At 72.2% G+C, this 26,359-nt stretch carries 20 protein-coding genes; 11 read left to right on the top strand and 9 right to left on the bottom strand.

The features are described 5' to 3' along the window. Nucleotides 1-53 precede the first annotated feature (53 nt). The 9 genes from repB to ACE101_RS16665 form a co-directional block, all read right to left on the bottom strand. Nucleotides 54-1,067, bottom strand: a complete 1,014-nt coding sequence (gene repB, locus ACE101_RS16705) for a plasmid partitioning protein RepB (RefSeq protein ID WP_379131577.1) — start codon at nt 1,065-1,067, stop codon at nt 54-56. Beyond that, entirely contained in the window at nt 1,064-2,290 is a 1,227-nt protein-coding gene (gene repA / locus ACE101_RS16700) for a plasmid partitioning protein RepA (RefSeq protein WP_379131574.1), read from the bottom strand. Before repA ends, repB begins: the two co-directional genes overlap by 4 nt. 840 nt (nt 2,291-3,130) lie before the next feature. Then, nucleotides 3,131-4,126 carry a cellulose biosynthesis protein BcsN gene (bcsN, locus tag ACE101_RS16695; RefSeq protein WP_379131572.1) on the bottom strand — a complete coding sequence of 332 codons (996 nt, stop codon included), beginning with the start codon at nt 4,124-4,126 and terminating at the stop codon, nt 3,131-3,133. Further along, complete coding sequence (locus ACE101_RS16690) at nt 4,123-6,099, bottom strand: hypothetical protein (RefSeq protein ID WP_379131570.1); 1,977 nt, start codon at nt 6,097-6,099, stop codon at nt 4,123-4,125. The genes bcsN and ACE101_RS16690 overlap by 4 nt, the downstream gene beginning before the upstream one ends. Continuing rightward, nucleotides 6,084-7,247, bottom strand: a complete 1,164-nt coding sequence (locus ACE101_RS16685; protein WP_379131568.1) for a family 8 glycosyl hydrolase — start codon at nt 7,245-7,247, stop codon at nt 6,084-6,086. Before ACE101_RS16685 ends, ACE101_RS16690 begins: the two co-directional genes overlap by 16 nt. After that, complete coding sequence (locus ACE101_RS16680; protein WP_379131565.1) at nt 7,244-9,805, bottom strand: cellulose biosynthesis cyclic di-GMP-binding regulatory protein BcsB; 2,562 nt, start codon at nt 9,803-9,805, stop codon at nt 7,244-7,246. Before ACE101_RS16680 ends, ACE101_RS16685 begins: the two co-directional genes overlap by 4 nt. A 5-nt stretch (nt 9,806-9,810) precedes the next feature. Then, nucleotides 9,811-12,165, bottom strand: a complete 2,355-nt coding sequence (gene bcsA, locus ACE101_RS16675) for a UDP-forming cellulose synthase catalytic subunit (RefSeq protein WP_379138734.1) — start codon at nt 12,163-12,165, stop codon at nt 9,811-9,813. Between the two features lie 389 nt (nt 12,166-12,554). Further along, a complete protein-coding gene (gene bcsS / locus ACE101_RS16670) occupies nt 12,555-13,286 on the bottom strand; it encodes a cellulose biosynthesis protein BcsS (protein ID WP_379138732.1) in 732 nt (243 codons plus the stop codon). A gap of 165 nt (nt 13,287-13,451) precedes the next feature. After that, nucleotides 13,452-15,932 (bottom strand): response regulator, encoded by a 2,481-nt coding sequence (locus ACE101_RS16665; RefSeq protein ID WP_379131563.1) that lies wholly within the window; start codon nt 15,930-15,932, stop codon nt 13,452-13,454. Nucleotides 15,933-16,188: 256 nt separating this feature from the next. On the opposite strand from ACE101_RS16665, the gene ACE101_RS16660 reads away from it, so the two are divergent. The 11 genes from ACE101_RS16660 (at nt 16,189) to ACE101_RS16610 (ending at nt 26,353) form a co-directional block, all read left to right on the top strand. Beyond that, complete coding sequence (locus ACE101_RS16660) at nt 16,189-16,725, top strand: MarR family winged helix-turn-helix transcriptional regulator (protein ID WP_379131560.1); 537 nt, start codon at nt 16,189-16,191, stop codon at nt 16,723-16,725. A gap of 205 nt (nt 16,726-16,930) precedes the next feature. Beyond that, entirely contained in the window at nt 16,931-17,452 is a 522-nt protein-coding gene (locus tag ACE101_RS16655; RefSeq protein ID WP_379131558.1) for a flavin reductase family protein, read from the top strand. A gap of 25 nt (nt 17,453-17,477) precedes the next feature. Next, complete coding sequence (locus tag ACE101_RS16650) at nt 17,478-18,950, top strand: 4-hydroxyphenylacetate 3-hydroxylase family protein (protein WP_379131556.1); 1,473 nt, start codon at nt 17,478-17,480, stop codon at nt 18,948-18,950. A gap of 23 nt (nt 18,951-18,973) precedes the next feature. Then, a complete protein-coding gene (locus ACE101_RS16645) occupies nt 18,974-19,354 on the top strand; it encodes a cupin domain-containing protein (protein ID WP_379131554.1) in 381 nt (126 codons plus the stop codon). A gap of 109 nt (nt 19,355-19,463) precedes the next feature. Further along, entirely contained in the window at nt 19,464-20,336 is an 873-nt protein-coding gene (locus ACE101_RS16640) for a branched-chain amino acid ABC transporter permease (RefSeq protein WP_379131551.1), read from the top strand. Next, nucleotides 20,336-21,235, top strand: a complete 900-nt coding sequence (locus ACE101_RS16635) for a branched-chain amino acid ABC transporter permease (protein WP_379131549.1) — start codon at nt 20,336-20,338, stop codon at nt 21,233-21,235. The genes ACE101_RS16640 and ACE101_RS16635 overlap by 1 nt, the downstream gene beginning before the upstream one ends. Further along, entirely contained in the window at nt 21,232-21,987 is a 756-nt protein-coding gene (locus ACE101_RS16630; RefSeq protein WP_379131546.1) for an ABC transporter ATP-binding protein, read from the top strand. The genes ACE101_RS16635 and ACE101_RS16630 overlap by 4 nt, the downstream gene beginning before the upstream one ends. After that, on the top strand, nt 21,987-22,724 hold the full coding sequence (locus tag ACE101_RS16625) for an ABC transporter ATP-binding protein (RefSeq protein WP_379131544.1): 738 nt from the start codon (nt 21,987-21,989) through the stop codon (nt 22,722-22,724). Before ACE101_RS16630 ends, ACE101_RS16625 begins: the two co-directional genes overlap by 1 nt. Nucleotides 22,725-22,757: 33 nt before the next feature. Next, nucleotides 22,758-23,921, top strand: coding sequence for an ABC transporter substrate-binding protein (locus ACE101_RS16620; protein ID WP_379131541.1), 1,164 nt, complete (start codon nt 22,758-22,760; stop codon nt 23,919-23,921). Nucleotides 23,922-24,055: 134 nt separating this feature from the next. Further along, entirely contained in the window at nt 24,056-24,736 is a 681-nt protein-coding gene (locus tag ACE101_RS16615; protein WP_379131539.1) for a DUF2848 domain-containing protein, read from the top strand. A gap of 330 nt (nt 24,737-25,066) precedes the next feature. After that, nucleotides 25,067-26,353: an amidase gene (locus tag ACE101_RS16610; protein WP_379131536.1), complete on the top strand. Its 1,287-nt coding sequence runs from the start codon at nt 25,067-25,069 to the stop codon at nt 26,351-26,353. Nucleotides 26,354-26,359: the final 6 nt, after the last annotated feature.

Genomic DNA, 26,359 nt, shown 5'->3' with positions numbered 1-26,359 from the left:
CCCGTGCCGGACTTGTCAGCTGACAAATCCGGCGGAGTCCCGATGCAGCGCGGTCAGCGCCGACCGGACGGTGCGTTGCCGGCCGCTCCGGCCTCCGGCTGCGCGGCCTCGAACTCACGGACGAGCTCCGGCAGGCGTGCCTCCAGATAGGCGCGGAAGGCCGGCACATCGCTGGTCAGGCGGAGCGAGCGTCCGGTCCGTTCGATCCGCGCCACCATCCTCCCGTCACGAAGCCGAAGTGTCTCGCTCGGCGTGGCCTTCCCCTTCGCCTGCAGGCTCGTCAGGACGAGGCCGAAGCGCTGATCGCTCGCGGCATTCCGGAAAGCCCCGGAACCGAGGACGTCCTGGACCTTCTGGCCGGCGCCCGCCTCCCCCAGCAGATCGACCAGGGCGAGCCAGCGCGGCCTTCCGATCTTCGGCGCCGGGCCGATCGCTCGGATCAGTTCGGCGGAGACGGCGTTCGTCACCGAGAGCAGCCGGGACAGCTCGGGTGCGTCGACGCCCAGCGCCGCCTGGATCGTCGGGCGGTCGAAGCCGCGCTCGTCGAGACGCGCGGCGAACAGGGCCCGTTCGATGAAGCTGAGGTCCCGACGCTCGTTGTTCTCCTTGCCCTGGGCGATGACGAGGTCGCGGTCGGACAGGGCGCGCACGATCGCCCGCACCGGCCGGCCGAGCTCGGCCGCGGCCCGCAGGCGCCGATGCCCGTAGGCCGCTTGGTAGCGCCCCGGCGCGTCGGGATGCGGCCGCACCAGGATCGGCACCTGCTGCCCGTGCTCCGCCACGCTCGCCCGCAGCTGCGCGAAGTCCGGATCGGTCGCGTCCGCGATCCGGTCGGCGACGATGGAGGCATCGATCAGCGAGGCCGCGAGCTCGACCACCCTCTCCGCCTGATCGAGTTCCGCGCGCAGCTGCCTGGCCTCCTCGGCATCCTTCGAGAGGCGTTGCAGGCCGAGATTCATCGCCTTGATGGCGCCGGCGGTGGCGCGCTTGGGCGCCGTCTCCGCGGCGGCCGGTTCGGGGCTGAGTCCGCTCGTCAGGATCTCGCGCAGGGCGTCCCGTCCCTTCATGCCGCCGCCCTCCCCCAGGCCCGCCGGACCAAGCCTTCGATCTCCCGGTTCACGGCGTCGAGCGACTCGATCGCCCGATCGTAGGTGTTGCGATTCATGGTCTCGCGGCCCGCCTCGTAGAGGGTCTGCTTCGACAAGCCCGCATCCGACACGGCCGTGGACTTCACCATCACGCTCGTCAGCACGCGCTCGGCGAACAGGCTGCGCAGGAAGGCGACGATCTGGGTCTGGGGCCCGTCATTCGGCTCGTAGCGCGTCACCACGTAGCGCAGCCAGTCGTAGGAGAGATTGCCGCCCGCCTCCCGCACGACGGCGAGGAGGTCCGCGGTCATCGAGAGGAACTGGTTCATGCTCGCGAGATCGAGCATCTGCGGATGGATGGTGATCAGCACCGAGGTGGCCGCGCACAGGGCGCTCAGGGTGAGAAAGCCGAGCTGGGGTGGGCAATCGATCACCACGAGGTCGTAATCCGCCTCCACGGTGGCGAGCGCCGCCGCCACCCGGGCGAAGAACAGCGCGTCGCCGCCCTCCTGCTTGTCGGCGAGCATGCGCGGCGTGTCGTGCTCGAACTCGTGGAGTTCGAGGTTGCCGGGCACGAGGTCGAGACCGGAAAAGTAGGTCGGCCGGATGATCTCGGTGAGGGGGCGCCGCGCGTCGTCGTAGCGGATCGCCCCGTAGAGCGTCTCGTTGTCGGCGACGTCGAATTCGGGCTGGTAGCCGAACAGGGCCGAGAGCGAGGCCTGCGGGTCGAGATCGACGGCGAGCACCCGGTAACCGCGCAGGGCGAAGTACTGGGCCAGGTGGGCGGCGGTGGTGGTCTTTCCCGAGCCGCCCTTGAAGTTGGTCACGGCGATCACCTGCATCGGCTCGCCGGGCTGGCGTGTCGGCAGGTAGCCCGGCTTGGCCTTGGCGAGGATGCGGCGGATCTCGTGGATCTGCTCCAGGCTGTAGGCGCGACGCCCCGCAGCCGTCTTCTCAGGCTCCGGGCCATCGCCGCCCAGCGCGAGGTGGCGCAGATAGCTGTCGGTGACGCCGATCAGGCGCGCCGCCTCCCCGCTGGAGAAACGACGCAGCTCCTTGCGGGCCTCGGGCGGAAACAGCTTGGCGCGCAGGGCCTGGAGCTGCGTGCTCAGGGCCTTGGCATCGCCCGCGATCACCTCGTCCATGGCAGGATCGGGCCCGATATTCACGGGATCCGCAACTTCGGCGGTGGCGGATGGCATTCACGCTCTCCTTGGCAAATCGGCGCATCTGCCGTGAACGGCATAGAGCTTCGCCGTGACGGGGTGAGTCAAGCATGGGGGAGCACCGGGGCGACAAACGGTGCCGTTGCGGCTCGGAGGCCACAGGCCACCACGGGGCGCGGAGCACGGCTTGTCAGCTGACACGTGGTCCGTTCCTGGGATTGTCAGCTGACAATCCGGCCTGGCGACCGGTCGCCCCTGAGCGAGGCTCGTGCTTCGCTGGCGCGAGGTTGTCCGGGAGCGCCAGCGAGGCGTGTGTCGAGGGCTGGCCTTGGCGGCCGTTTCAACCTCCAAGAGCGGTGCGGCCTCCGCAGCCTCGTCCGACGTCGGTTCTCGGCGCCTCGGCTGCCTGGACGGTCCATGACAGTGATGGACAGCCATGGCGAGCAGGCCGCCCATCACAGGCTTCTCCGCCTTCTCCGACGACGGGAGCGTCAGCGGACGGAGATCCGGGATCTCTTGGCATGGGCCGCGAAGCGGCCCCGTCTTCCGGCGACGCCGCACAAGGCGGTCGCTGCGCGACGTCATCGTCCGGGTCCCGGATCTCCGCCCGCTGACGTCCGCGAAAGGGGGTCGACGCTGGATGAGCGCGGAGGCGATCGGCCCGTTCGGCACGGCCATAGGTCGCTGCCGTGGACCGTGCTGCCGGATCGGGCGCCGGGTCACGGAGCCCGGCGCTTTCCGTGGCCGAGCCATCCCCATTCCACCCGGTGATGCCTAGAGCATTTTCCGACGAAGTGGATCCCGGTTCGTCGCAGAAAATGCGGTAAAATCAAAGATCTAGAGCGGCGCCTGATTGCAACGTGATCGGGCGCCGCTCTAGGGTGGCGGCGTCCGGGTTGCCGGCGGCCGGTAGGCTTCCGAGGGCAGGTCCGGCGAGAGGCTCTCGCCGGGAGCGCGGCCCGGGGCCGGCTGCGGGGTCAGGCCGTCGGTGATGTAGCGCTGCGATCCGCCCGGCGTGGTGGCTTCGGGGGACGGCGCGGGTGTCGCAGGCGCGGCGGGTGCGATGTAGCGGCGGCCGCCGCCGGAGGAATCCCCGGGTGCCGGAACCGGCGGGTTGGCCGGCGGCGCCGGCGGCGGGGACGGTGCCGGGCGCTGTTGCGGCGGCTCGGCGGGTTCCGCAGGCGCCGGCCGGACCGGGGCGGGCGTGACGCGGGGCGGTGCGGGGGCGGCCGCAGGCGGCGCCGGGCGCGGCCGTGGCTTGGCGATCCGGCGGGCGGGCGCGCTCCGGGCGGGCACCTCGGTGGCACCGGGCGCACGGGGCAGGGCGATCCGCATGGACTCGACCGCGCGCAGCAGGTCGCCGAGGCTCGCCCGGGCCGTGCGGCAGAGGCGGATGCGCAGCGAGAGGGCCTGCCGGGCGGCGGAGGCCACGCCGAACAGGCCCTGCTGCCGGGTGCCGCCGGCCGGCCCGCGCTCGAACCATTGCCACGCGTAGAGGCAGTCGGCGCCGAGCGCGAGCCCGATCGGACCGTAGACGTTGCGATGCGGCGTGGTGACCACGCGCATGATCTGGCCGGGGAAGCGCGCGGCCAATTCGCCCGCGATGCCGAGTTCGTTCGGCTTGGCGAGGCGCGGCGGGAAAGCCAGCAGCAGGTCGCCGGTCTCTGTGCGCAGGCCGATCTCGGCCCGGTTGCGGCCGTCGCCGCCCTCGAACCGGATGTGCTGGTCGAACCCGTCCCGCACCCGGATCTCCTCGACGCCGGTGATCCGGCCGGCCCCGGGGAGGTGCAGCGCCGGAGCCGGCTGGGCCTGGGCGGCGAGCGCCGGCAGGCCGATGAGGCCTGCGGCGGCGGCGACGCGGATGTGCCTCACGGATAGCCCCGCGGCGGTGCGCCCGTTCGGTCGCTGGCCTCGCCGCTGGCCGAGGGCTGCGGCGGCACCGAGAAGCGGTCGAGCCGGGTCCCGGAGGAGGTGCGGGCCTGCTCCGCCTGCTGCTCCTGCCACAGGGTCCCGGCCGCGACCGGGCTCAAGGAGGCCGGCTTGTCGAGCCCGTTATAGCCCGGCAGCAGCGCGTAGCCGTAGCGCTCGTAGGGCATCGTGCCGGCGCCGGGAACGCGCCGGGCCACCAGGGGCATGGGGCTCACCGGATCCTTGGCATAGAGGCCGGCCGGCACCGGCTCGGCCAGGGCGCGCTGCAGGGAGAGGGGCGGGTAGCGCAGGGCGTTCTCCGATGGAACCGCGAGCGGGAATTCGTTGCGCTGGACGGCCGCCGGCCTGTCCTCGGCCTTGCGCCCGAGCGCCGCGTCCGGCCGTGGCACGCGCCCGTAGGGCGTGGCCGCCTCTGCCCGCTGAGCAGGCGGCGGCGCCGGCCGGGGAGCGGCTTGCGCCGCCGGTCCGAGGCAGGGGAGCGGAGGCCCGTCCGGATCCTCGCGGAAGACGAGGTCGACGACCTTCGGGAACAGGCCGTCGTAGCGGTTCACCACTTCGAGGAAGGGACGCTGGCGCTTCAGCCGTTGCAGCGTCAGGGCGTAGCCGAACACGGTGCTCTCGCCCGGGAGCCACGCCGTGGCCCGCCGGAACCATTCGAGCGCCGTGTCGAACTGGCAGGAATTGTAGGCGTACCACGCCAGCCCCTGGGCTCCCTCGCCGGAGCCGGATTCGACCACGACCTTGGCGTAGCGTTCGATCCGGGCCGGCTCGATGTAAGGCGGATTGGCCTGGGTGAGCTTCCGCTCGAGGATGTCGATGAACAGGATCTCGTTGCCGACGAAGCGGTCGCGCCACGCATAGGCGACCTCCTCCGCCTCGCGCAGCATGTCGAGTTCGCGCAAGGTGTGGGCGAGCCCGTGGGCCACCATGGCGTCGCCGCCGCGGGCGATCGCCAGCTTGAACCATTCGAGCGCCTCCCGGAACTGCTTGCGCTTGTAGGCGTACCAGCCGAGGAGGCCGGTCTGGCTCGGATCGTTCGACTTGCGGGCATAGGCCTGGAAGGCCGCGAGATCCGGCACGCTTGGCGTCTGGGCCGGATCGTCGTGCAGGAAGGCGGCGATCCGCGCCCGCGTGATGTCGAGGCGGATCGGGTTGAACTCCGAGTTTCCCGCCGCATCGACGCGGCCGAGGGCGATCAGACGCTCGGCGAGATCCATCCGCAGATGGGCCATCGCCTTCTGGATCGTCGCGAGGCGCGCGCCCGCGTCGTTGCTGCCGTCGAGCACCGCCTTGTAGAGCAGGAACGCATCCTCGCCCGCGCCGGCCGACGCCAGGGCATCCGCCACGATCCAGACGCTCTCGACATCGCCGGGATCGAGGGCGGAGGGCTCCGCCCGGTAGAGGGCGACGATCTCCTCCGGGCGCTTGCCGGCCTCCGTCTTGGCGCGATTGCGGAACTCCGCTTGACGCAACTTGCGCGCGAGTTCCTCCGAGGGCTGCCAAGCCGGCTCGATCGAGCGGCGGGCGGCGATCGCCGCCCGCAGATCCTCGAACCGCCCCGCGGTGAACAGGTCCCAGAGCGGCGCCTCCTCGGGCGGGCTCGGTTGCAGGCTGTCGAGGTCGGGCGGTTCGGTCCAGCCGGGATAGAGCCGCTTCAGCCGCGCGATCTCGGCCTTCATGCGCTCGGTCTGCTTCTGCGAGGCGTAGTAGCGCAGCGCGCTCTCGTCGACCATGCCGGAGCCGCCCGAGGTGTCGGGATCGACGATGATCGCCGGGGCGCGCACGCCGTCGCCGTAGACCACCCGCGGGACCGCCTCGGGCGGCGCGGCGGGGGCCGGCTGCGCGGCGAGCGGGGCGGCGACACCGAGGACGAGGGGGAGGGCCCAGGGGAGGGCGCGGCTCAGCGCGTGAGGCATGACGGATAGCGCAGGCGGAGGGCGATCAGGCTGAGCAGGTGCAGCGTCGTCGGGTAGTAGTTCTGGTTGGGCTGGAGCGCCGCCATGCTGCCCGGCCACGGGGTCCTGTCGGCCGCGCAGGCCGCCAGGGCGGGGAGGGCGCCGTAGCCCGGTTCGGGCAGCCATTCCACCGCCTTGCCGTCGCTCGTGTCGACGATCGGCAGCCGCTCCCGTTCGGATCCGCCCCAGAGCCGGACGAAGGGGGCGTAATCCTCGGGACGCGCCACCCCCGACCACGCGAGGTAGAGCGGGATGCGGATGGCGTTGTAGGAGAACAGGGTCGGGAAGCCGTCGGCCGGCCGCAGGGCCTCCCCCTTGGCGGAGATCCACTCGGTCGGCAGGCTCGCCGGCCCGAATCGGGCTTGGCGCACCATCGCGAGGCCGCTGCGGATCACCCCGGCCCAGTCGTATTCGGGCGCGACGATCGGCAGGCGCTGGAAGGCGGGGAAGACCCAGTAGGACAGGTTGATCAGCGGGCCGTCGCTGCGATCCTGCGCCGAGAAGCCGGAGACGGCGGGCAGGATCACCGGCCCGTGCGGATCCTTGAACAGGATCGTCTTCCGGCCGACCTCGACGGCGATGCGGCGGGCCGCCGTGCGGTAGGAGGGCTCGCCCCAGGCCTCGGCGGCCTCGGTCAGGGCCCAGGCCACCAGGATGTCGCCGTCGGTGGCGTTGTTCATGTCGGCCACGGCGGGGCGCTTGTCGGGCGCCCAGCGCCACGCCATCAGCTCGTCCGAGCGCACCATCAGGTTGGCGCGGGTCCAGCCCCAGATCCGCTCGAAGGTCGCCCGGTCGCCCGCCGCCACCGCGAGCAGCATCCCGTAGCCCTGGCCCTCGCTGTGGCTGATCCGGTCGTTGGCGGAATCGATGACGCGGCCCTGCTCGGTCACGAACTGCGTCCGGTAGATGCGCCAGGCCGCCTGGTCCGTGAGGCTGCCGACGAGCGTGGGGGCGGGCGCCGCCGGCGCCGGACGGGAATCCGGGCGGGGCGAGGCGGGGAGCGCGGTGGCGGGCGGCACGGTCGGGGCCTCGGGCTGCTCGGCCCCGAAGGCCTGCAGGAGGGGGGATGCCAGCGCAAGGGCCGCGAGGGCGAGAAGGGTGCGCTTCATCGGTTGCGCCTGCCGAGATGCCGCACGAGGCTCGTCGTGGTGAGCCCGAGGCAGAGAGCCATCAGGAGCGTCATGCCCACGTAGACCGTGGGGTTGAGGGAGAGCCACGCCGCCGAGACGAGGCGCAGGTTGGCGAGCGACCAGGGCTGCGTCCGGATCAGGCCGGTGCGCTCGGGCGCCACGAGGGTGAGCCCGCCATCCGCGGCGTCGAGAAAGGCTGCGCGCCCGCTGAGCCGCGTCCACACCACCGGATCGACGAGGCAGGACACCGAGGCCTTCAGGATCGAGGGGTTCGGCGCGGTGACGAGCAGCGAGGAATCGGACAGGCCCGTGGCGCCCGGCGTCTCGGCGACGACGAGCGTGGCCTGCGGCCCGACCTCGACGGCCCCCGTCGCCGCGGCGGGGCCGCGCACCCGCTCGGCCGCCATGCCCCACAGGGTGGCGGCGGCGCCGGTCGTCCGCTCCCAGGCGCCCGCGAGGGCGGCGAGCAGCGGGTTCGGGGTCTGCAGGGAGGCGCCCCAGCGCGCGAGCAGGTCGCCCTCGGAGGGCGGCGGCGCGCTGCGCGGGGGAGGGGAGGGGGGCGGCGTCGCGGGGGCGGCGACGCGCAGCGGCACGGTCATCGGCGGCAGGGCGCAGCGCATCGGCACGTTGCGGCGCAGCCGGTCGAGGGTGAGGACGCCCGCGGCGCCGAACTGGCCCGGCGTGGCCACGGTCTCGGCGCGGCCCTCCCAGATCCGCCGGATCTGGTCGGGATCGAGGCCGGCCGCCGTCAGGGTCAGCGGATTGAGCGCCCGGGCGGGCGCCACCACGAGGCTCGCGCCCCCGCCCGCCGCCCGCTCCTCCGGGCTCGCCTCGAAGTCGATCACCCGTCCGGCCGCGATGGCGAGGCGGCCTGCCAGCATCGCCGCCGCCTCCACCGTGTCGCGGTCCGGCGTCGGCAGGACGAGGCGCGGGCGCGGCCCCGGCGCCGTGAACGGGACCGCCCCGGCCTTGATCGCCGCGAGGTCGGGCGAGCGCACGGCGCGCGCGAGCGGCGGCACCACGAGGTTCGTCCGGTCGAGGAACAGGAAGCGCGAGTGCTTGGTGCCCGGGGCAAGGGTGTCGCAGGTCCGGTCGGCCGCGACCGGCAGCTGGGCGGTGATCTCCACCCGGTTCAGACCCGGCCGCCACAGGCTCAGCGGCAGGGGGATGGCGCTGTCGCTGAACAGCTCGCCGCGGCTCGCCGGCAGCGGCAGGCTCGCCGCGTTCTTGCCGTTGATGTCGACGACGATCTGCGCATCCGGCTCCAGGCCGGCCGCGTAGCCGCCCGCGAGGTGCAGCATGACCTTGCCGTAATCGGCCGGCACGAAATCGGCCGGGAAGCGCAGCTCGAGGGTGATGCGCATCAGCCGCCCGCTGAACTCCCGGGACGCGATGCCGAGCGCGTCGAGGCCGAGGGTCTCGCCGCCGCGGATCGGATAGCCGCGCGTCAGGGCGGCGAGGCGCGTCCCGGCGGGCGTCCCGGTCGCCGCGGAAGCGCCGCCGGCATCCCCGCTGCCGGCGAGCTGCGCGATCGCCTGCCGGACATCGGCGCCGGTCGGGCCCGTCACGACGAGGGTCGGGGCCCGCCCCTCGCGGGTGGGGAGGAGGGCGAGCTTCGGCCCGGTGATCGGGCCGAGGCTGTCCAGCCCCTCGGTGCCGCGGATTTCGGCCGCGGTCCCGACCACGAGGTTGATCCCGGTGCGGCCCGTGAGCGGCGGGCCGAAGCTCACCGCCGGCCGGGCGAGCCGGCCGACCAGCGCCACCGCCTGCACGGCGCCGATCATCCGCTCCACGCGCTCCGGGCCCGGCTTCTCGGTGAGCGGCAGGCCGATCGGCAGGGCGCCGCTGTCGTCGGGCTCGATGGCCGCCAGGGAGCGCAGATCGAGATCGCTCGCGGGCGGGACGACGAGGCCGGAGCGGGACGGGTCGATCTGGGTCCAGAGCTCGTAGGTCGCCCCGAGGGAGCAGTCGACCCGGTGGCGCTGGCTCGCCGTGAAGCTCACCGCGTTGTAGCCGGGCCTCAGGAGGCCGTCCGGCAGGGCGAACTCCACCACCTTGACGGCGCCGGGAGCCTGGATGCGGGTCCAGCCGACCTTGGTGCCGTTGACGCTCGCCGTCAGGCTGGAGGCTTCGGGAGCCACCGAGATCGCGGAGAGATAGGACACCCGCAGCCGGCTCGGGCCCCGCAGCTGCGCCTCGGTCAAGTAGACCGGGAATTGCAGGACGTCCTCCTCGCCCGCGAGGCGGAAGCCCTGCGTTCCCGCCGGGAAGCGGCGCGCCGCCGCGATGGTGGCCGGCACCGCCGGGCGCCGGCCCGCATCGGAGGGAGCGGCCGGGCGCTCGGCCGGGGGCGGGCGCTCCGCCGTGGGGCGTTCGGAGGGCGGGCCGGCGCGCAGCGGATCTCCGCTCGGCGGCACGGTCAGCCGTTCGGCCGGGCCGGTCCCGAGGAAGCTCTGGGCCTGCGCCGGGGTGCCCGCGAGGCCGCCTGCGAGGAGGGCCGCGCCCAGGGAGCGGCGGGTGAGGCTGCGTCGCGCCATCCCGCTCACACCGTGCGCCGGCTGGTCTGCGGGGAGAGCAGACGCTCGTTCTCGAACTCGGCCATCAGCCGCACCCAGTCGCTCGCCGTCTCCGAATCGGCGGCCGACTCCGCGGCCGGCTGCGCCGGCTCGCTGCGGATCCGCGCGATGACGGGCTCGGCGGCCGGCGGCGCGATCGGCAGCGCGCTGCTCGCCGGGGCCTCGGCCACGGCGATCGGGGCCGGCACCTCGGCGGCCGGCGGCTCCGGCAGGAACAGGTAGCGCACGGCCCGCAGGGGCTCGACCAGCCCCCACCACGCGAATTGCAGGAGACCCGACACGAGATCCTTGTGGTGGCGGCGCCGGAACTGGAAGCGCTGCATCGCGTCGCTGTCGCCGTACATCAGGCCGGCGAGCACCGGGTATTGCGCGTTGCGCAGGCTGCGGAAGCTCAGGCTGCACACGGCATCGTCGCTGCCGCGCGCCACGCGCTCCAGCACGACCGGCAGCGCGCCGCCGGAGGGCGCCCCCGTCATCGGGAGCACGGTGAGGTCCGCGGCGATCGGCCGGTGCCCGGCTCCCGGCGGCAGCAGCGCGGCGGGGCAGCGCAGGCGGCAGCCCTCCGCCGAGACGCGCTCGATGGCGACGTCGAAGGCGCGGCCGTCGAGGGTGAGGACGCCGCGGCGGGCGATGGGCAGCGAGGGCGCCGTCTCCGTCTGCCGGCGCTCCGCGCACACGCCGAGGGCGGCCCCGGCGGTGAGGAGGTTGAAGAAGTTCCACAGGCCGACCACCAGCATCAGGTTGGTGACGCCGGGCTCGTAGAGGTAGCGCCAAGCCGCCACCCCGCAGCCCACCAGCAGCAGGGCGTAGATCGCGAAGAAGGGCAGCGCCAGCGGCGAGAGGTGGTCGTGTTCGAGGCTCACCCCCTTGCGCGTGACGTTGAAGGTCGGCTTGCGGGGCGACACCAGCACCGACGCGATCGCCTTGCACAGGAACACGCCCTGCACGTACTCGTAGAGTTCCGAGATCAGCGGCCAGCGGAACTTCCCATAGACGTAGTTCTGCATCATCAGGTTGATGACGATGTAGGTCGCCGTGTAGGCGATCGATTCATCCACGCTGGCGACGAAGATCTTCAGGTCGAAGAAGATGTGCAGCAGCGGCGCGAATATGAAGATGAGCCGCGGCAGCGGGAAGAACCAGAAGCTGATGCTCGACAGGTAGCCGATGCGCTGGATCGGCTTGAGCCCCCGCTGCATCAGGGGGTTCTTGAGGAGCAGGATCTGGAACATGCCCTGGCACCAGCGCGAGCGCTGGCCGATCAGGTCGGCGAGGGTCTCGGGCTGCAGGCCGGCGATGAGCGGCTTGTCCACGTAGGCGCTGGTCCAGCCCCGGGCATGCAGCCCGAGCGCGGTCTCGCAATCCTCCGTGATGGTGACGCCCGCGAAGCCGCCGGCCTCGTCGAGGGCGCGTCGGCGCAAGAGCGCGGCCGAGCCGCAGAAGAAGGAGCTGTTCCACTTGTCGAGGCCGCACTGCGTCACCGCGTAGAACATCTCGTTCTCGGAGGGCATGCGGTCGAAGGTGCGCAGGTTCCGCTCGATCGGGTCCGGGTTGAGGAAGGCGTGGGGCGTCTGGACCAGGAACAGGCGCGGGTCGCTCAGGAAGTGGCCCACGGTCTCGCGCAGGAAGGAGCGGAACGGCGCGTGGTCGGCGTCGAACACCGCCACGAGGTCGCCGCGGGCGTGGGCGAGCCCGTTGTTCAGGTTGCCGGCCTTGGCGTGCTCGTTGCCCGCCCGGGTGAGGTAGCGGGCGCCGAGATCGGCGCAGAGGCGCTGGAGGCTCGCGCGCCGCGCCCGCGCGGAGGCTGCCTTGTCGGCATCCGCATCGTTGCATTTCCGGTCGGTGCCGCCGTCGTCGAGGAGCCAGACGGTGAGCCTGTCGGCCGGGTAGTCCATCTGCCGGGCCGCCGCCAGCGTCATGGCGAGGATCGCCGCGTCCTCGTTGTAGGTCGGAACGAAGACGTCGACCCGCGGCAGATCCTGCGCGGGCTCCGGCGGCGTCCGGCGCCGCAGCGGCTCGGCGTTGATGACCAGGCTGAGGAAGAGGATGAAGACGCAGTAGAGTTCGCCCGCGAGCAGCACCAGCCCGAAGCCGAAGCTGACCGGATCACCCGGCGAGGGCAGCGTGCTCGTGACGCGCCACAGCATGTAGCGCAGGACGACGAGGCTCCCCATCGCCAGGAAGACGAAGCGCGTCCGCGGCCCGTCGAGGAACAGCCACAGGCCGATCATCGTCGCCATGGCGGCGAGGCTCATGGCGAGCTGGTTCAGCGTACCGACCGGCTGGCTCAGAAGAAGCAGACCCGCCGCCGTCGTCACCATCCAGGCGAGCCATCGCACCGCGACTCCCACGCACCACTCCCTCGTCGCGGACGCTCGGCCGCATGACAGCGTCGCCTTAAGAGCGGGACCGACTCAGTTTCCGCATAAACGCTGAACTGTGGCAATTTTTGAGAGTTTCTCAATCGAAATACGACTGATTCGGCTGAAGCGCTGCGGTAAGGGCTGCCGCGAGTTGAATTCAGTAAAGGTAAATGTATTATTACAGATAATTCAATGTCGCAAATACCCGGAGAGTATCGATGCGGTCAAAGGTGCAGCGTCACTCTCGGAGTCTATGCTTCGGACCGCATGACCATGGCGGTCGGATTGGGGGAAGGCGGCATCGTGGGGAGCCGCGATGATCCGCCGGGCGCGTCGATCCGGGAGGATCAGAACGTCGCCCGCGCCTCCACGCTGGTGTAGTAGCCCGATTTCTGGACGCGGTCGTTCACGTAGCCGGCGCCGAGCGATACGCGCACCGGCCCGAACGCGATCCCCGTCAGGTGGGCGCCGATGCGGTACTGGCGGAAGAAGTCGTCGCCGAGGAACAGCGCCTCCGGCCCGATATAGGCGCCGTCCGCCACCATGTAGCCGACGCGGAAGCGCGAGTAATACGCATTGAACTTGGTGGAGTACGAGCCGTAGGCCGAGACCATGGTGCGGTCGGTGGGCGTCGCGTAGAAGTTCGCCGCCACCTTCAGGCCAACCCCGGTCCCGACCACCGGGTTGCTGGGATCGGGGGCGGAGAGGTCGTTGTTGCGGACGTTGAAGCCGATGAAGCCGGCGAGCGCCGCGTCCTGCCACACCCATTCGTAGCCGCCGAGGACCGCCCCCTCCTCCTGGTAGCCGGTCACGCGCGTCGCGCCCACGCCCTGGCGCGGATACGAGTAGGTGCCGGCGAGGGCCTCGACGCGCACGCGCGGGCCGCTCTGCGTGCCGGGGCCGACCGGCGCCGCCGTGACGGTGACCGAGCCGAAGGCGGAGCTGTTCGAGGTCACGCTGACCGAGCCGTCGACGGCGACCGCCCAGCTGTCGTCGATCTGCTGCTGCTGCGCGCCCGTGTACCAGTCGGGCGTGCCCCCGGCCGGGAGATCGGCCGCGGCGGCCGGGGCCGCCAGCATCAGGAGGGTGGCGGCGACGCTCGTCCGCGGGGCCTTCGGGCGATGCACGCCCCGATCTTCGCCGATCATCAGCAAGGCGACGGCCTCCGCGAACGCAACACAGGATTGCACCGGTTTATCGCCCACGAGGGTTAACAACCCTCTGCCGCGCCACGCGCGATGGCTTCAGGCCGCCGCCCGGATGTCGGCGCGGTCGAGGATCTCGGCGAGGTCCTCGGGGCGGAACGGCTTCTCGAGATGCAGGAACGCGCGCGCGGCGGCGGGGAGCTGGCCCTGCGGGCTCGCGAGCACGATCCGGATCCGCGGATGCTGCCGGACCACGGTGGCGGCGAGCTGCAGGCCGCTCATCACCGGCAGCGACTGGTCGACGATCATCACGTCGATCGCCGCCTCCTCGTCGAGGATGCGCAGCGCGTGGTCGGCGGAGGCCGCCTGGATCACGCCGTGGCCGAGTTCGAGGAGCGCCTCGGCGACGCTCGCCCGCACGAGGCTGTCGCTCTCCACGAGAAGGACGCGCAAGGGCCCGCTGCCGGTGCCGGGCGCCGCCGCCACGGCGGCCCTGCGCGGGCGTGCGGGCAGCCAGAGCTCCGCCAGGAAGGACGCGGCGCCGCTGCCGTCGTCGTGGATGCGCCAGCCGCCGCGGAGCTGGCTCACGAGAGGCGCGACCATCGCCAGGGTGGTGGGCTCGCGGCCGGTGCGGAGCACCGCGCCCGGGACGGGCCGGCCGCTCGCGATCAGCAGGCGCAGGTAGGAGCCCGGCACGAGGTCGAGGGACGCGTCGCCCTCGGAATCCCGGGCATTCGCCGCGATCGCGAGGCCCCGCAGGCCGAGATCGCGGAAATGCAGGGCGATGTTCAGGAGCGCGATCTCGACGACCCGCTCGCTGCAGGTGAGCTTCGGCAGCTGCGCGGGCACGCGGTCGATCACCGGCATGTTGTCGAGCACGTTCGCCTGCAGGAAGGGCACGAAGGACGCCATCACGGTGGCGAGGTCGCACTCGACGGCGATGTCGTCCGCGTTGCGCACGAAGCCGAGCATGCTGCGGGTGAGGGCGCGGCCCCGCAGGGCGCCCGCGAGTGCCGTGTCGACGAGGCGGGCCTGATCCTCCCCGAGGGGGTGGCGGCGCTTGAGGGTACCGAGGCTCGCCAGGATCACCGTCAGGATGTCGTTGAAGTCGTGGACGATGCCGTTGGTGACCCGGCGCAGGACGTGGTTGCGCCGCCGGTCGCCCCCCGGCTGCTGCCCGCCATCCGCATCCCGCCGCAGCAGCGCCCGGCTCAGCACGTGGAGCCGCCAGCCCCCGCCCGCGCCCGCGGGGCGGCGCAGGACGCGCACCAGCAGGCGGTGCGCCGGCTCCGGCGGGACGGCACGGACGCGCAGCACGACCTCGTGCAGTCCGTCGGCCCGCGCCGCCGCGGCGAGGGCGCCGTCGAGATGGGGGCGGTCGGCGGGTTCGATCCGCTCCCGCAGGGCGGCCATGTCGGCGGCGAGATCCGCCCCGCGGACGGGCAGTCCGGCCTGATCGGCCCACACCACCCGCCGGGTGGCCGGATCGACCTCCCAGCAGCGCCAGCCCGACATCGCCTCGAAGGAGGTCAGGCGGCCCTGGATCCGGTCGAGCCCGGCCTCCGTGCCGGCGAGCAGGCAGGCGGCGCTGCGCGCCCGGGCATACAGGGCCTGCGCGAGGTCGTCGCATTCCCGGATGCGCGAGACGACAGGGATGTCGGTCGGGGGAAGGGGGGCCGCGAGCTGCGCCAGCAGCCGGGCGGTGCGGTGGGCCAGGGCGTAGCCGAGGCCGCCGGCCCCGAGCACGACGACGAGGCCGAGCACCAGGGCGGGGGCGTGCGGCCGCGGCGGCGGCGTGAGGGCGCCGGGCGCGAGCCGCGCCGTGATGGTCCAGCCCGGATTGGCAAGGGAGGGGGAGGCCAGGGTCGGACTCGCCGTTCCCTCGCCCTCCCGGTGGGTGCCCTCGCCCTCCCGGTGGGCGCCCTCGCCCTCCCGGGGAGAGAGCCCGCTGAGGAGCCGCCCGTCCGCGCTCCGGACCGAGAAGGTCGCGCCCTCGGCTGCGCCGGGGCGGGATCCGCGCACGCGCTCCGCGATGGCGGTGAAGAAGGCCGGGCCGATGCCGAGCGCCAGGGAATCCGACTGGCCCGGGACGCCGAGGGAGACCACGAGGTCGAACGGCCCGCCTCCGTCCCGGTCGCCGGACCCGGTGACCACGGCGACCTGCACGCGGCGGCTGCGCAGCAGCCCGATCGGTTGGCTCAGGCTCGCCGTGTAGCGCCGCGGATCGCTCGCGATGGTCACGGTGCCGTCCGGCGCGGCGAGGGTGGCCTCCCGGTAGGCGGGCTTCAGCCGCAGGAAGGCCCGCATCAGCGCGGGCCCCTCGGTGGCCGCGCCCGCGCCGGCGGCCTGCACCAGGAGGCCCAGCGTGCGGGCATCGGCCTCGATCTGACCGAGATCCTGCGCCACCGCCTCCGCGTAGGCCTGCGACAGGGCGCGCTCGACGCGCCGGGTCTCGGCGGCGACATCCGGCGTGGCGGACAGCGCGAAGGTCAGCCACGCGCCCGCGGTCACGGCGGCGGCGACGCCGGCGAGCTGCGCGGCGTTCCAAACCTTCAGCGGAATCCGCACGGAGTCCAGCATCCATCGCTCCGCCAGATCGGCAGCCCGGTCCGGCGCCGGCCGGAATCGGCCGCGCCCCGCATGAACGAGCGGCCGAAGCCTTTAAGGCCCGGTTAACGATAAACACAGGATTGCCCTGCGGCATCCGCTTCGGTTTGGCCCTCCGGGCGATCGGCCTTATGCAGCGCCCTCGAACCGGACGGGGGCCCGGCCCAGACGCTGCCCCCGGCAGCCCGTGCGACGCGGGCCCCGCATCCATCTGCGCCGAGGGTTGGTCGTGTCAGCCTACACCGTGTCCAAGCCAGCCCTCATGCCGGGCAACGACGATACCGAGTTCCGCGCCTTCATTCAGAACTTCCTCGCCTTCAGCTCCCGCGTGGCGCAGTGCCGGGCCGGGTTCGGGGCGCGGATCGGCCTCTCCGGCATCGCCTACACCACCCTCATCTCCATCGCGCATCTGCAGGGCGAGGAGGGCGTCGGCGTGACCCGGCTCGCGGAGCATCTCCACCTCTCGGGCGCCTTCGTCACCATCGAGGTGAACAAGCTCGTCGCGGACGGCCTCGTCGCCAAGCGGCGCCACGAGCGCGACCGCCGGCGCGTCCTCCTGAGCCTCACCGCGGAGGGGAGCCAGAGCCTCGTCGGGCTGCGCCCGGTCCTCGCCCGCGTCAACGACGCGCTGTTCGACTGCCTGAGCGCCGAGGAGTTCCGGATCCTCTCCGGCCTCATGGCCCGGCTGGTCCCCTGCGGCGACCGCGCCACGGCGCTGCTCGACACCCTGGACGAGACGCCCGAGACCGCCCCGACCTCCGCGTAGGGCGCGCCCCGCCGACGTGGAGGCCGGTTCGGCGCGAGGAGGCGCGCTGCATCAGGATCGAGCGCGTCCCGCCGAAGGGAAGACCGGTTCGGCGCAGAGCGCTCCAGGCGGATCGCTCAACCGGTGGGCAGCCCTCGCTGAAAGTATAGGCTTGCCAGACCCGTCATAATAGCTTTGTATCAAAGCTATCTCGCGGGGACGGGCGATGACCTTCGATCAGCGCGCATTCCGAACTGCCCTGTCGCATTTCGTCACCGGCGTCGCCGTCATCACGGCGCGCGGACCGGACGGCGAGGCGATCGGGCTCACCATGAGTTCGTTCAACTCGGTCTCCCTCGATCCGCCGCTGATCCTGTTCAGCGTCGACCGCCGGGCGCGGAGCCTCCCCGCCATGCAGGCGGCGGACGGGTTCGCGGTCAACATCCTCAGCCGCTCGCAGGAAGCGCTCTCCAACCAGTTCGCCCGCTCCCTCGGCGACAAGTGGAACGCGGTCGAACACACCGCGGGCCATGCCGAGGCGCCGCTGCTCAAGGGGGCGATCGCGCATTTCGAATGCGCGCCCTACGCCCAGCACGACGGCGGCGACCACGTCATCTTCCTCGGCCGGGTCGTGCGCTTCACGGCCGACGGGCAGGAGCAGCCCCTCGTCTTCTTCCGCGGCCGCTACCACGGCGTGAGTTCGGGCGACGAGCGGGCGCCTGAATGGCCGCTGCCCATCCACTACTGATACGGACATCCCTCGGAGAAACGCCATGAAGACCGGCAGTCAGCACATCGCCTCCCTGAGGGACCGGCGCGCCCTCTTCATCGACGGGCAGCGGGTCGAGGACGCCACCCGCCATCCCGCCTTCGCGCGGACCATCGGCTCGGTCGGGCGGCTGTTCGACTTCGCGAGCGACCCCGCCCATGCCGAGCTGATGACCTTCGCCACGCCCGAGGGCGGGCGGGCCAACCGCATCTGGCAATTGCCGGAGAGTTACGACGACCTCGTCGCCCGCCGCCGCGGCCTCGAAGCCTGGACGGAGCTGCATGCCGGCTTCCTCGGCCGCGCGCCGGACCACGTCGCCTCCTGCATCGCCGGCATGGTGATGGGGCTCGACGTCTTCGAGGGCTACGACGCGGAGCGCGCCCGCGCGCTCGCCGACTACTACCGCTACGCCCGCGACAACGACCTCTACCTCACCTACGTGATCATCAACCCGCAGGCCGACCGCTCGAAGAGCGCCGCCCAGCAGAAGGACGCCTTCCTCACCACCGGCATCGTCGATCAGGACGGCGCCGGGATCACGGTGCGGGGCGCCAAGATGCTCGCCACCGGCGGCATCATGGCCAACGAGGTCTTCGTCACCTGCATCCAGCCGCTCCAGCCCGGCGACGAGCCCTACGCCCTGTCCTTCGCCATCCCGATGGACGCGCCCGGGCTCAAGATCCTCTCGCGCAAGTCCTACGAGGCCAGCGCCGACCACGTCTTCGACAATCCGCTGTCGAGCCGCTTCGACGAGAACGACGCCGTCCTCTACTTCGACGACGTCAAGGTGCCGTGGGACCGGGTGTTCATCGTCAAGAACATCGAGATGTGCCAGAAGCAGTTCCACGCGACGCCGGCGCACGTCTATCAGAACTACCAGGCGATGATCCGCCTGTCGGTGAAGGTGCGGTTCCTGATCGGGCTCGCGCACCGCACCGCGGAGATGAACGGCATCCTCGCCTTCCCGCAGGTGCGCGAGACGCTGGGCCAGCTCGCCGCCGAGGGCGGCCTCGTCGACGCGCTGGTGGCCGCCATGGAGGTCAAGGGCAGCCAGCGGGGCCGCTACTTCGTCCCCGACCGCCACACCCTCTACGCGGCCCAGACCCTCACCCAGCAGCTCTACGCGAAGATCCTCAACACCCTGCGGGAGCTGGCGGGCGGCGGCCTGATCATGCTGCCTTCCTCGGTGGCCGATTTCGCCAACCCGGAACTCGCTGCGCTGATCGACAAGACGCAGCAATCCCCCGCCGCCAATTCCCGCGAGCGCGTCAAGTTCTACAAGCTCGCCTGGGACGCGGTCGGCTCGGAATTCGCCTCGCGCCACCAGCAATACGAGATGTTCTACGCGGGCGCGACCTTCGTGACCAAGGGCCACTCGTTCCGGACCTACGACTGGGCGAAGGCCGGCCAGCTCGTGACGTCGATGCTCGGGAGCTACGACCTCGAGCAGGAGCCGCAATCCGCCCGCGCGGCGTGAATTAACCTCCCGGAGAGACAATCATGGCCATCAACAAGGCGCATGACGAGTTCCACACCCTCGACATGACCTCGGGCTGGGAGGTGCCGCCGGGCTATCCCGCCGGCATCCAGCAGAAGATCCTCTCGGGCTCGCTCGACGAGGCGAACAAGCGCGGCAGCCGCAGCCGGCTCCTGCGCTTCGAGCCGGGCGTGTTCACCACGGCGCCCTTCGTGCACGAATACTGGGAGGAGGTCTTCCTCGTGTCCGGCGATCTCACGGTGGGCAACGACGAGGCGGGGAACGGCGGCGAGTCGTTCAAGCCCTTCACCTATGCGTGCCGCCCGCCGGGCGCCTTCCACGGGCCGTTCAAGTCCGAGGGCGGCTGCATCCTGTTCGAGCTGCACTACTTCGATCCGGCCTGAGCCCGATGCTCCCCCCGCGTCGCCCCGCTCCCTGCCTCCCTGCCGCCGCGGTGCGGCCGGCGTCGCGCGGCTTCCTCCGCGGGGGCCTTCTCCGCCAGGACCGCCCCGCATGATCGCCCAGCAGCTCGTCAACGGCCTGATGCTGGGCGGGATCTACGTCCTGGTGGCGGTCTCGTTCACGCTCTCGATCGGGATCCTGAACTTCCTCAACTTCTCGATCCCCGGGCTCTTCATGGTGGGCGGCATGGTGAGCTTCGTGCTCATCGGCAAGGGCCTGCACTGGAGCCTCGCCATCCTGGGCGCCCTCGCGGCGGCCGGGATCGTCGCCCTCGCGGTGGAGCGGCTGTCCTATCGGCGCAGCCGCCCGCGCGAGCCCGAGGTGCCCCTCGTCAGCTCCCTCGGCTTCCTGGTGCTCCTCGAGAATCTCGCCCTGGTCGCGGTCGGCTCCGACCAGCAATCCTTCCCGGCCCTGATCCCCGATTTCAACCTGCGGGTCGCGGGCCTCGTCATCGGCGGAGCCCAGCTCGTCAGCCTCGCCGTGGCGCTGACCCTCGTGGTCGCGATCTCGCTCGTCCTGTCCCGCACCAGCCTCGGGCGGCAGATCCGCAGCATCGCGGAGAACCGCGAGACGGCCGTCATCCTCGGCATCGATGTCGGCCGGCTGGTGCCGGGCATCTTCCTCCTCAGCGCGGTCTTCACGGCGCTGGGCGGCGTGCTCTTCGCCCTCAACTACCTGCAGGTCTCGCCCTTCATGGGCGAGGGCGTCGGCTTCAAGGGCGTCGCCGCCATGATCCTCGGCGGCATGGGCAGCATCTGGGGCGCGGTGATCGGCGGGCTCCTGATCGGGCTCACCGAGGTGCTCTCCGTGAGCTTCCTCGGGGCCGACGTCGTCAACGTCACCGTCTACGGGCTGCTCCTCTGCGTGATGGTGCTGCGCCCGCAGGGGCTGTTCGGCCGTCCTCCGGCCCGGGAGAAGCTGTAATGACCGGCTATCAATCCGGCCTCCTGGTCATCCTCTGCTTCAACGTCATCGCGGCCTACGCGGTCTACCTGCCGCTGGCGGCGGGCCAGCTCAACCTCGGGGTGGCGGGCTTCATGGCGGTGGGCGCCTACGCGGCGGCCTACCTCACCAACGAGGCCGGCTGGTCGATGGCGGCGGCGATTCCGGCGGGCGGGCTCGGCGCGGCCCTCCTCGCCCTCCTGGTCGCGGTGCCGATCCTGCGCACCCAGGGCATCTACCTCGCGCTGGCCACCTTCGCCCTCGGGCAGGTGATCGCCGCGATCTTCCTCAACCTGGAGGTGGTCGGCGGGGCGGCGGGCTACACGGTGACGGATTATGCCGGGCCGGGGGCGGTGTTCGGCGTGACCGCCGCCATCGTCGCCGCGGTGCTCCTTCTCTCGCGCACGCGCTTCGCCCTCTACCTCACGGCGATCAAGAGCGACCCCGTGGTGACGGACCTGATGGGGGTCAACGTGCGGGCGATCCAGGTCGCCGCGCTCACCCTCGGCGCCCTGATCGCCGGGCTCGGCGGCGGCCTCTACGGCCACCATTTCAGCTTCGTGGAGGCGCAGCACTTCAACGTGGCGCTCAGCATCTACACGGTGCTCTACGTGCTCCTCGGCGGCGTCCAGACCGTGTGGGGCCCCCTCGTCGGGGCGGCCTTCTTCACCCTGCTGCCGGAGGTGCTGCGGGTCGGCGGGGGCTGGCGCTACGTCTTCTTCGCCCTCCTCATCATCGGCTTCATGGCGCTGCGGCCGCAGGGCCTCGTCACGGCGGGCGCGCGCTGGCCGGGCCTGCGCGGTCTCCTCGGCCGGCGGCCGGGCGGCGAGGCCCGCCGCGACGCCCCCGAAGCGCTCAGCCCCGAAGGATCGCAGCCGTGAGCGCGCCCCTCCACATCGAGCACCTCTCGATCGCCTTCGGCGGCCTGCAGGTGCTGCAGGACCTCAGCTTCTCGGTCCCGGCCGGGCAGGCGACGGCCCTGATCGGCCCGAACGGCGCCGGCAAGACGACGGTCTTCAACGTCGTCAGCGGCGTCTACCGGCCGGATGCCGGCCGCATCCGGCTGGGCGACCGGGACATCACGGCGCTGCCCTCCCGCCAGCGCATCCGGCACGGCATCGCCCGCAGCTTCCAGAACGTGCGGCTGATGGACCATCTCTCGGTGGTCGAGAACCTGCTCGTCGGCCAGCACGCCACCACGCGGGGCCTGCGCGACCTCCTCGTGCCGTTCCGCCTCGTCCCCAACCACCGCTGGCGGCGCGAGGCGCGCGAGGCCCTCGCCGAAGCGGGGCTCGGCGCCTACGCGGAGGCGGCGGTGGGCGCGCTGCCCTACGGCATCCGCAAGCGGGTCGACCTCGTGCGGGCGACGCTCGCCGGGGCCTCGCTCCTGATGCTCGACGAGCCCGCCGCCGGCCTCAACCCGGCCGAGACCAACGCGCTGCGCGACCATCTCGGCCTGCTGCGCCGCCGCGGCATCACGCTCCTCGTGGTCGAGCACGACATGCATTTCGTCGGCGCAGTCTGCGAGCGGGTCGTCGTCCTCGATTTCGGGCAGAAGCTCGCCGAGGGCACGTTGGCGGAGGTGCAGCGCGACGAGCGCGTGCGCGCGGCTTACCTCGGACAGGCGGCCTGATGAGTGCTCTTCTCGACATCGCCGGCCTCTCGGTCTCCTACGGCCACGTCTCGGCGCTCCAGGATCTCTCGCTCTCGGTGGGGGAGGGGGAGATCGTCGCGCTGCTCGGCGCCAACGGCGCGGGCAAGACCAGCCTCCTCGGGGCGGTGGCCGGGGTGGTGCGGCCCCGGCGCGGACGCGTGACCTTCGCGGGCACGGACATCACCGCGGCGCCGGTGCCCGCGCGGCTGGCGCGCGGCCTCGTGCTGGTGCCGGAGGGACGCCGCATCCTGGTCTCGCTCACCATCGAGGAGAACCTCCTCGTGGGCGCCCATCTGCGGCGGGACCCGGAGGGCGTGCGCCGGGATCTGTCGGGGATCTACGAGCGCTTCCCCAACCTCGCCCGGCGCCGCCACATGGCCGCCTCCTGCCTCTCGGGGGGCGAGCAGCAGATGCTCGCCATCGGGCGGGCGATGGTGGCGCGGCCCCGGCTCCTGATGCTGGACGAGCCCTCCCTCGGCCTCTCGCCCCTCTTCATCGGGCACCTGTTCGAGCTGATCCGCGAGCTCAACCGCGACGGGCTCACCATCCTGCTCGTGGAGCAGAATACCGGGCAGGCGCTGGCGGCGGCCCACCGCGCCGCCGTATTGGAGCTCGGGCGCATCGTCATGGCGGGGGCGCCCGCCGCCGTGGCGAGCGATCCGCGCCTCGCCGAGGCCTATCTCGGCCGCGCGGCCGAAGCGGCGCCGCTGCACTGAACCAACCAAGACGAGCTAAGGGGATCTCACGTGATGAAGACGACGGGTTTGACGGCGGCGGCGCTCGTGCTGATGGCGCAGACGGCCTGGGCGGCGGACATCGTCCTCGGGTTCTCGATGGCGAAGACCGGCCCCTACGTGAGCCTCGCGAACACCAACGAGATCGCGGTCGACATGGCGGTGGCCGAGATCAACGCCAAGGGCGGCATCAACGGCAACACGCTGCGGGTCGTGAAGTTCGACACCGGGGGCGACCCGAAGCAGGCGGCGCTCGCGGTGCGCCAGTTCGCCGAGGACGACAAGGCGCTCGCGGTGATCGGCCCGTTCAGCTCCAGCGAGGTGCGGGTGGCCTTCCCGGCCGGCGAGCGGCTCGGCATCGTGCAGATGTCGATGTCCTCCTCGGCGCCGAACCTCACCAAGGGCTTCTCCTACGCCTTCCGCAACACCCGCGACGAGGGCAAGGTCATCGACGAGGTGCTGGCGGCCCTCAGGGACAAGAAGCTCCCGACCGCGAGCGGCGCCATCGCGTACGCCACGGATGATGTCGTCTCGAAGTCGATCGGCACGGCGGTGATGCCGGGCCTGCTCGCCAAGTACTCCATCCCGTCGAAGGGCAGCGTCGACTTCCAGTACAACGCCTTCGACCTCTCGCCGCAGGTCTCGCGGCTCGCCCAGATGCAGGCCGACGTCATCGGCCTCGGCGCCCCGCCCGAGGCGGCGGTGAACCTCGCCAAGGAGATGAAGCGCCAGGGCGTGAAGGGCCGGCTCATCGGCGGCACCACCATCGCCGATCCGGAGCTGCCGCGCCGCATGGAGGGCGCCGGCCAGTCGCTGACCATCGGCACGACCTTCTTCGCCAACCTCAACGACCGCACGAAGCGCTTCACCAAGGAGTTCGGCGAGCGGGCCGCGACGGCCGGCATCACCCGCCGCGAGCCGAACCAGCAGGACGCGGCCGCCTACGACATCGTCCATCTGATCGCCGAGGCGGCGCGGAACGCCAAGGTGGCCGGCGATCCCGCCAAGCTCGCGGGCGAGCGCACGGCGGTGCGGGACGCCCTCGCCGCGCTCAAGGGCGTCGAGGCCCTGGAAGGCAGCATCTCCTTCGGCGAGGATCGGGACGCCATCAAGCCGATCTACGTCGTCGAGGTGAAGGGCAGCGAGTGGACGCTCCTCGACACCCGCAAGGCCGATTGAGGCCGCATCCCCGCTCTCGGCGGAATCGCGCGATTCCGCCGAGATGATTGGTTTCGCACCGCTCTTGCCGCCGAGCTCTTGCCGCCGAGCCGGTGACCGCTCCGGCGCGTGATGCCGAGGAACAGGACTTTCCCATGCTGACCTTCCGCCGCAGCGCCCAGGGACGCCAGGACACGATCGCGCTCAGCCCGCATGCCCTGGTGATCGCCGGTTGGGCCGGGCGCGACGAGGCGGCGATCCGCCACCATATCGAGGAACTGGCCGCCATCGGCGTGCCGCCGCCCTCCTCGGTGCCGGTCTATTACCGGGTCGCCGCCGAGACCCTGACCCAGGCCCCGCACCTCACCGTGCTCGGGCCGGATTCCTCGGGCGAGGCCGAGCCGGTGGTGCTGGCGCTGGCCGACGGGCTCTGGCTGGGGATCGGCTCCGACCACACCGACCGCAAGGCCGAGACGGTGGGCATCGCCCTCTCCAAGCAGCTCTGCGGCAAGCCGGTCGGCGCCGAGCTGTGGCGCCTGGACGAGGTCGAGGCGCATTGGGACGACCTCGTGATGCGCTCCTTCGCCACGATCGACGGGGAGCGGGTGCTCTACCAGGAGGGCCGGCTCTCGGCCCTGCGCCATCCGCGCGACCTCATCGCCCGCAATCCCGACGGGCCGGATCTCGCGCCGGGCACGGTGATGTTCGGCGGCACGCTCGGCGCGATCGGCGGCATCCGCCCGGCCGCGCGATTCGAGATGGAGCTGGAGGATCCGGTCCTCGGCCGGCGCCTCGCGCACGGCTACGACATCGTCACGCTGCCCGTGGTGGCGTGATCCGGTTTCCGGATGATCGCTTCGCGATGCGGAAACCGGCCTCGCTCAGGCGCCGCGCGGGCTCGTCATACGGTTTCCGAAAGTGATCTTCCGGAAACCGTATGAGGCGGAGCGGGGCCCGCGCGAACACATCGCCGTCCGAACCAGCTCGTCGCGGTGAAGCGCGGGATCCCTCGCCCACGCGGGAGCGGGAATCGCGCGAGACTCTCGTCGCCCACTCCCGAGCGGGAAGCTCCACCCCCTCCGACCCCGTATCACCGTCCCGAGCTGCCCGATCGCGCCCTTGTCGCCCGCCCGTCGCCGCACGGCGGGATCCGTGGAGAACCCCGCATGATGTCCGTCCGTGACGACCTCGAACGCCGCCTCGCCGCGATCGAGGAACCCGCCAGCCGCCACGTCTTCACCAAGCTCTACCCGGAGGCCGCCCGCGCCGCCGCCGATGCGGCCGATGCCCGCCGCCGGGTCGGCGTCTCCCTCGGACCGCTCGACGGCGTCGTGGTCTCGATCAAGGACCTGTTCGACGTGGCGGGCGAGCCCACCACGGCGGGCTCGGCCTTCCGCCGCAAGGCCGCCCCGGCCGCCCAGGACGCCCCCGTCGTCGCGCGCCTGCGCCGGGCGGGCGCGGTGATCATCGGCAAGACCAACATGTCCGAGTTCGCCTTCTCGGGCCTCGGGCTCAACCCGCACTGGGGCACGCCCGGCAACGCCGCGGATCCGAGCCGCATCCCCGGCGGCTCGTCCTCGGGAGCGGGCGTCTCGGCGGCGCTCGGCACCAGCGACATCGCCATCGGCACCGACACGGGCGGCTCGATCCGCATCCCGGCGGGGCTCAACGGCATCGTCGGCTTCAAGCCGACCGCGCGGCGGGTGCCGCTCGCGGGGGCCTTCCCGCTCTCGCCCTCCCTCGATTCGATCGGCCCGCTCGCGCGCAGCGTCCAGGCCTGCGCCGAGGCCGACGCGGTCCTCGCGGGCGAGGAATTCACCCCCTTGCGGAGCGTGGCCCTGCGCGACCTGCGCGTCGGCGTGCCGCGCGGGCTCCTCTTCACCGACACCGATCCGACGGTGGCGCAGGCCTTCGAGGCGGCGCTCGGCCGGCTCGGCCGCGAGAGCGTCCGCGTCTCCGACCTCCCCATCGACGATCTGCTCGCCCGGATGGCCGAGGCGACGGCGTCCGCGCCGGTGGCGGCGGTCGAGGCGGCGGAGGTCCATGCCGACTGGATCGACGCGGAGGAGGCCTCCTTCGATCCCCGCGTGCATGCCCGCATCGCGCGCGGGCGGCCGGTGACGGCCGGAACCTACATCCGGATGATGCGCGCCCGCGCCGAGCTGGTCCGCGCCTGCGACGACCGCCTCGCCGGGATCGACGTGCTGGCGCTGCCCGCGACCGCGATCCCCGCCGTGCCGATCGCCGACATGGCGGACGACGGCGCCTTCACCCGCACCAACCTGCTGATGCTGCGCAACACCATGGTCGGCAACCTGTTCGACCTGACCGGAATCTCGCTGCCGCTGCCCGGCACGGCGCTGCCGGTGGGGCTGATGCTGCTCGCTCGCCACGGGCAGGACCGCCGGCTCCTCGAGATCGCCGCCGCCGTCGAGGCGCAGCTTCGGGGATGAACCGCC

The organism is Methylobacterium carpenticola (assembly GCF_042748905.1).
GTDB classification, from domain to species: domain Bacteria; phylum Pseudomonadota; class Alphaproteobacteria; order Rhizobiales; family Beijerinckiaceae; genus Methylobacterium; species Methylobacterium carpenticola.
The sequence above is the reverse complement of the archived record's forward strand: the minus strand, read 5'-3'. Positions and strand labels throughout refer to the sequence as shown.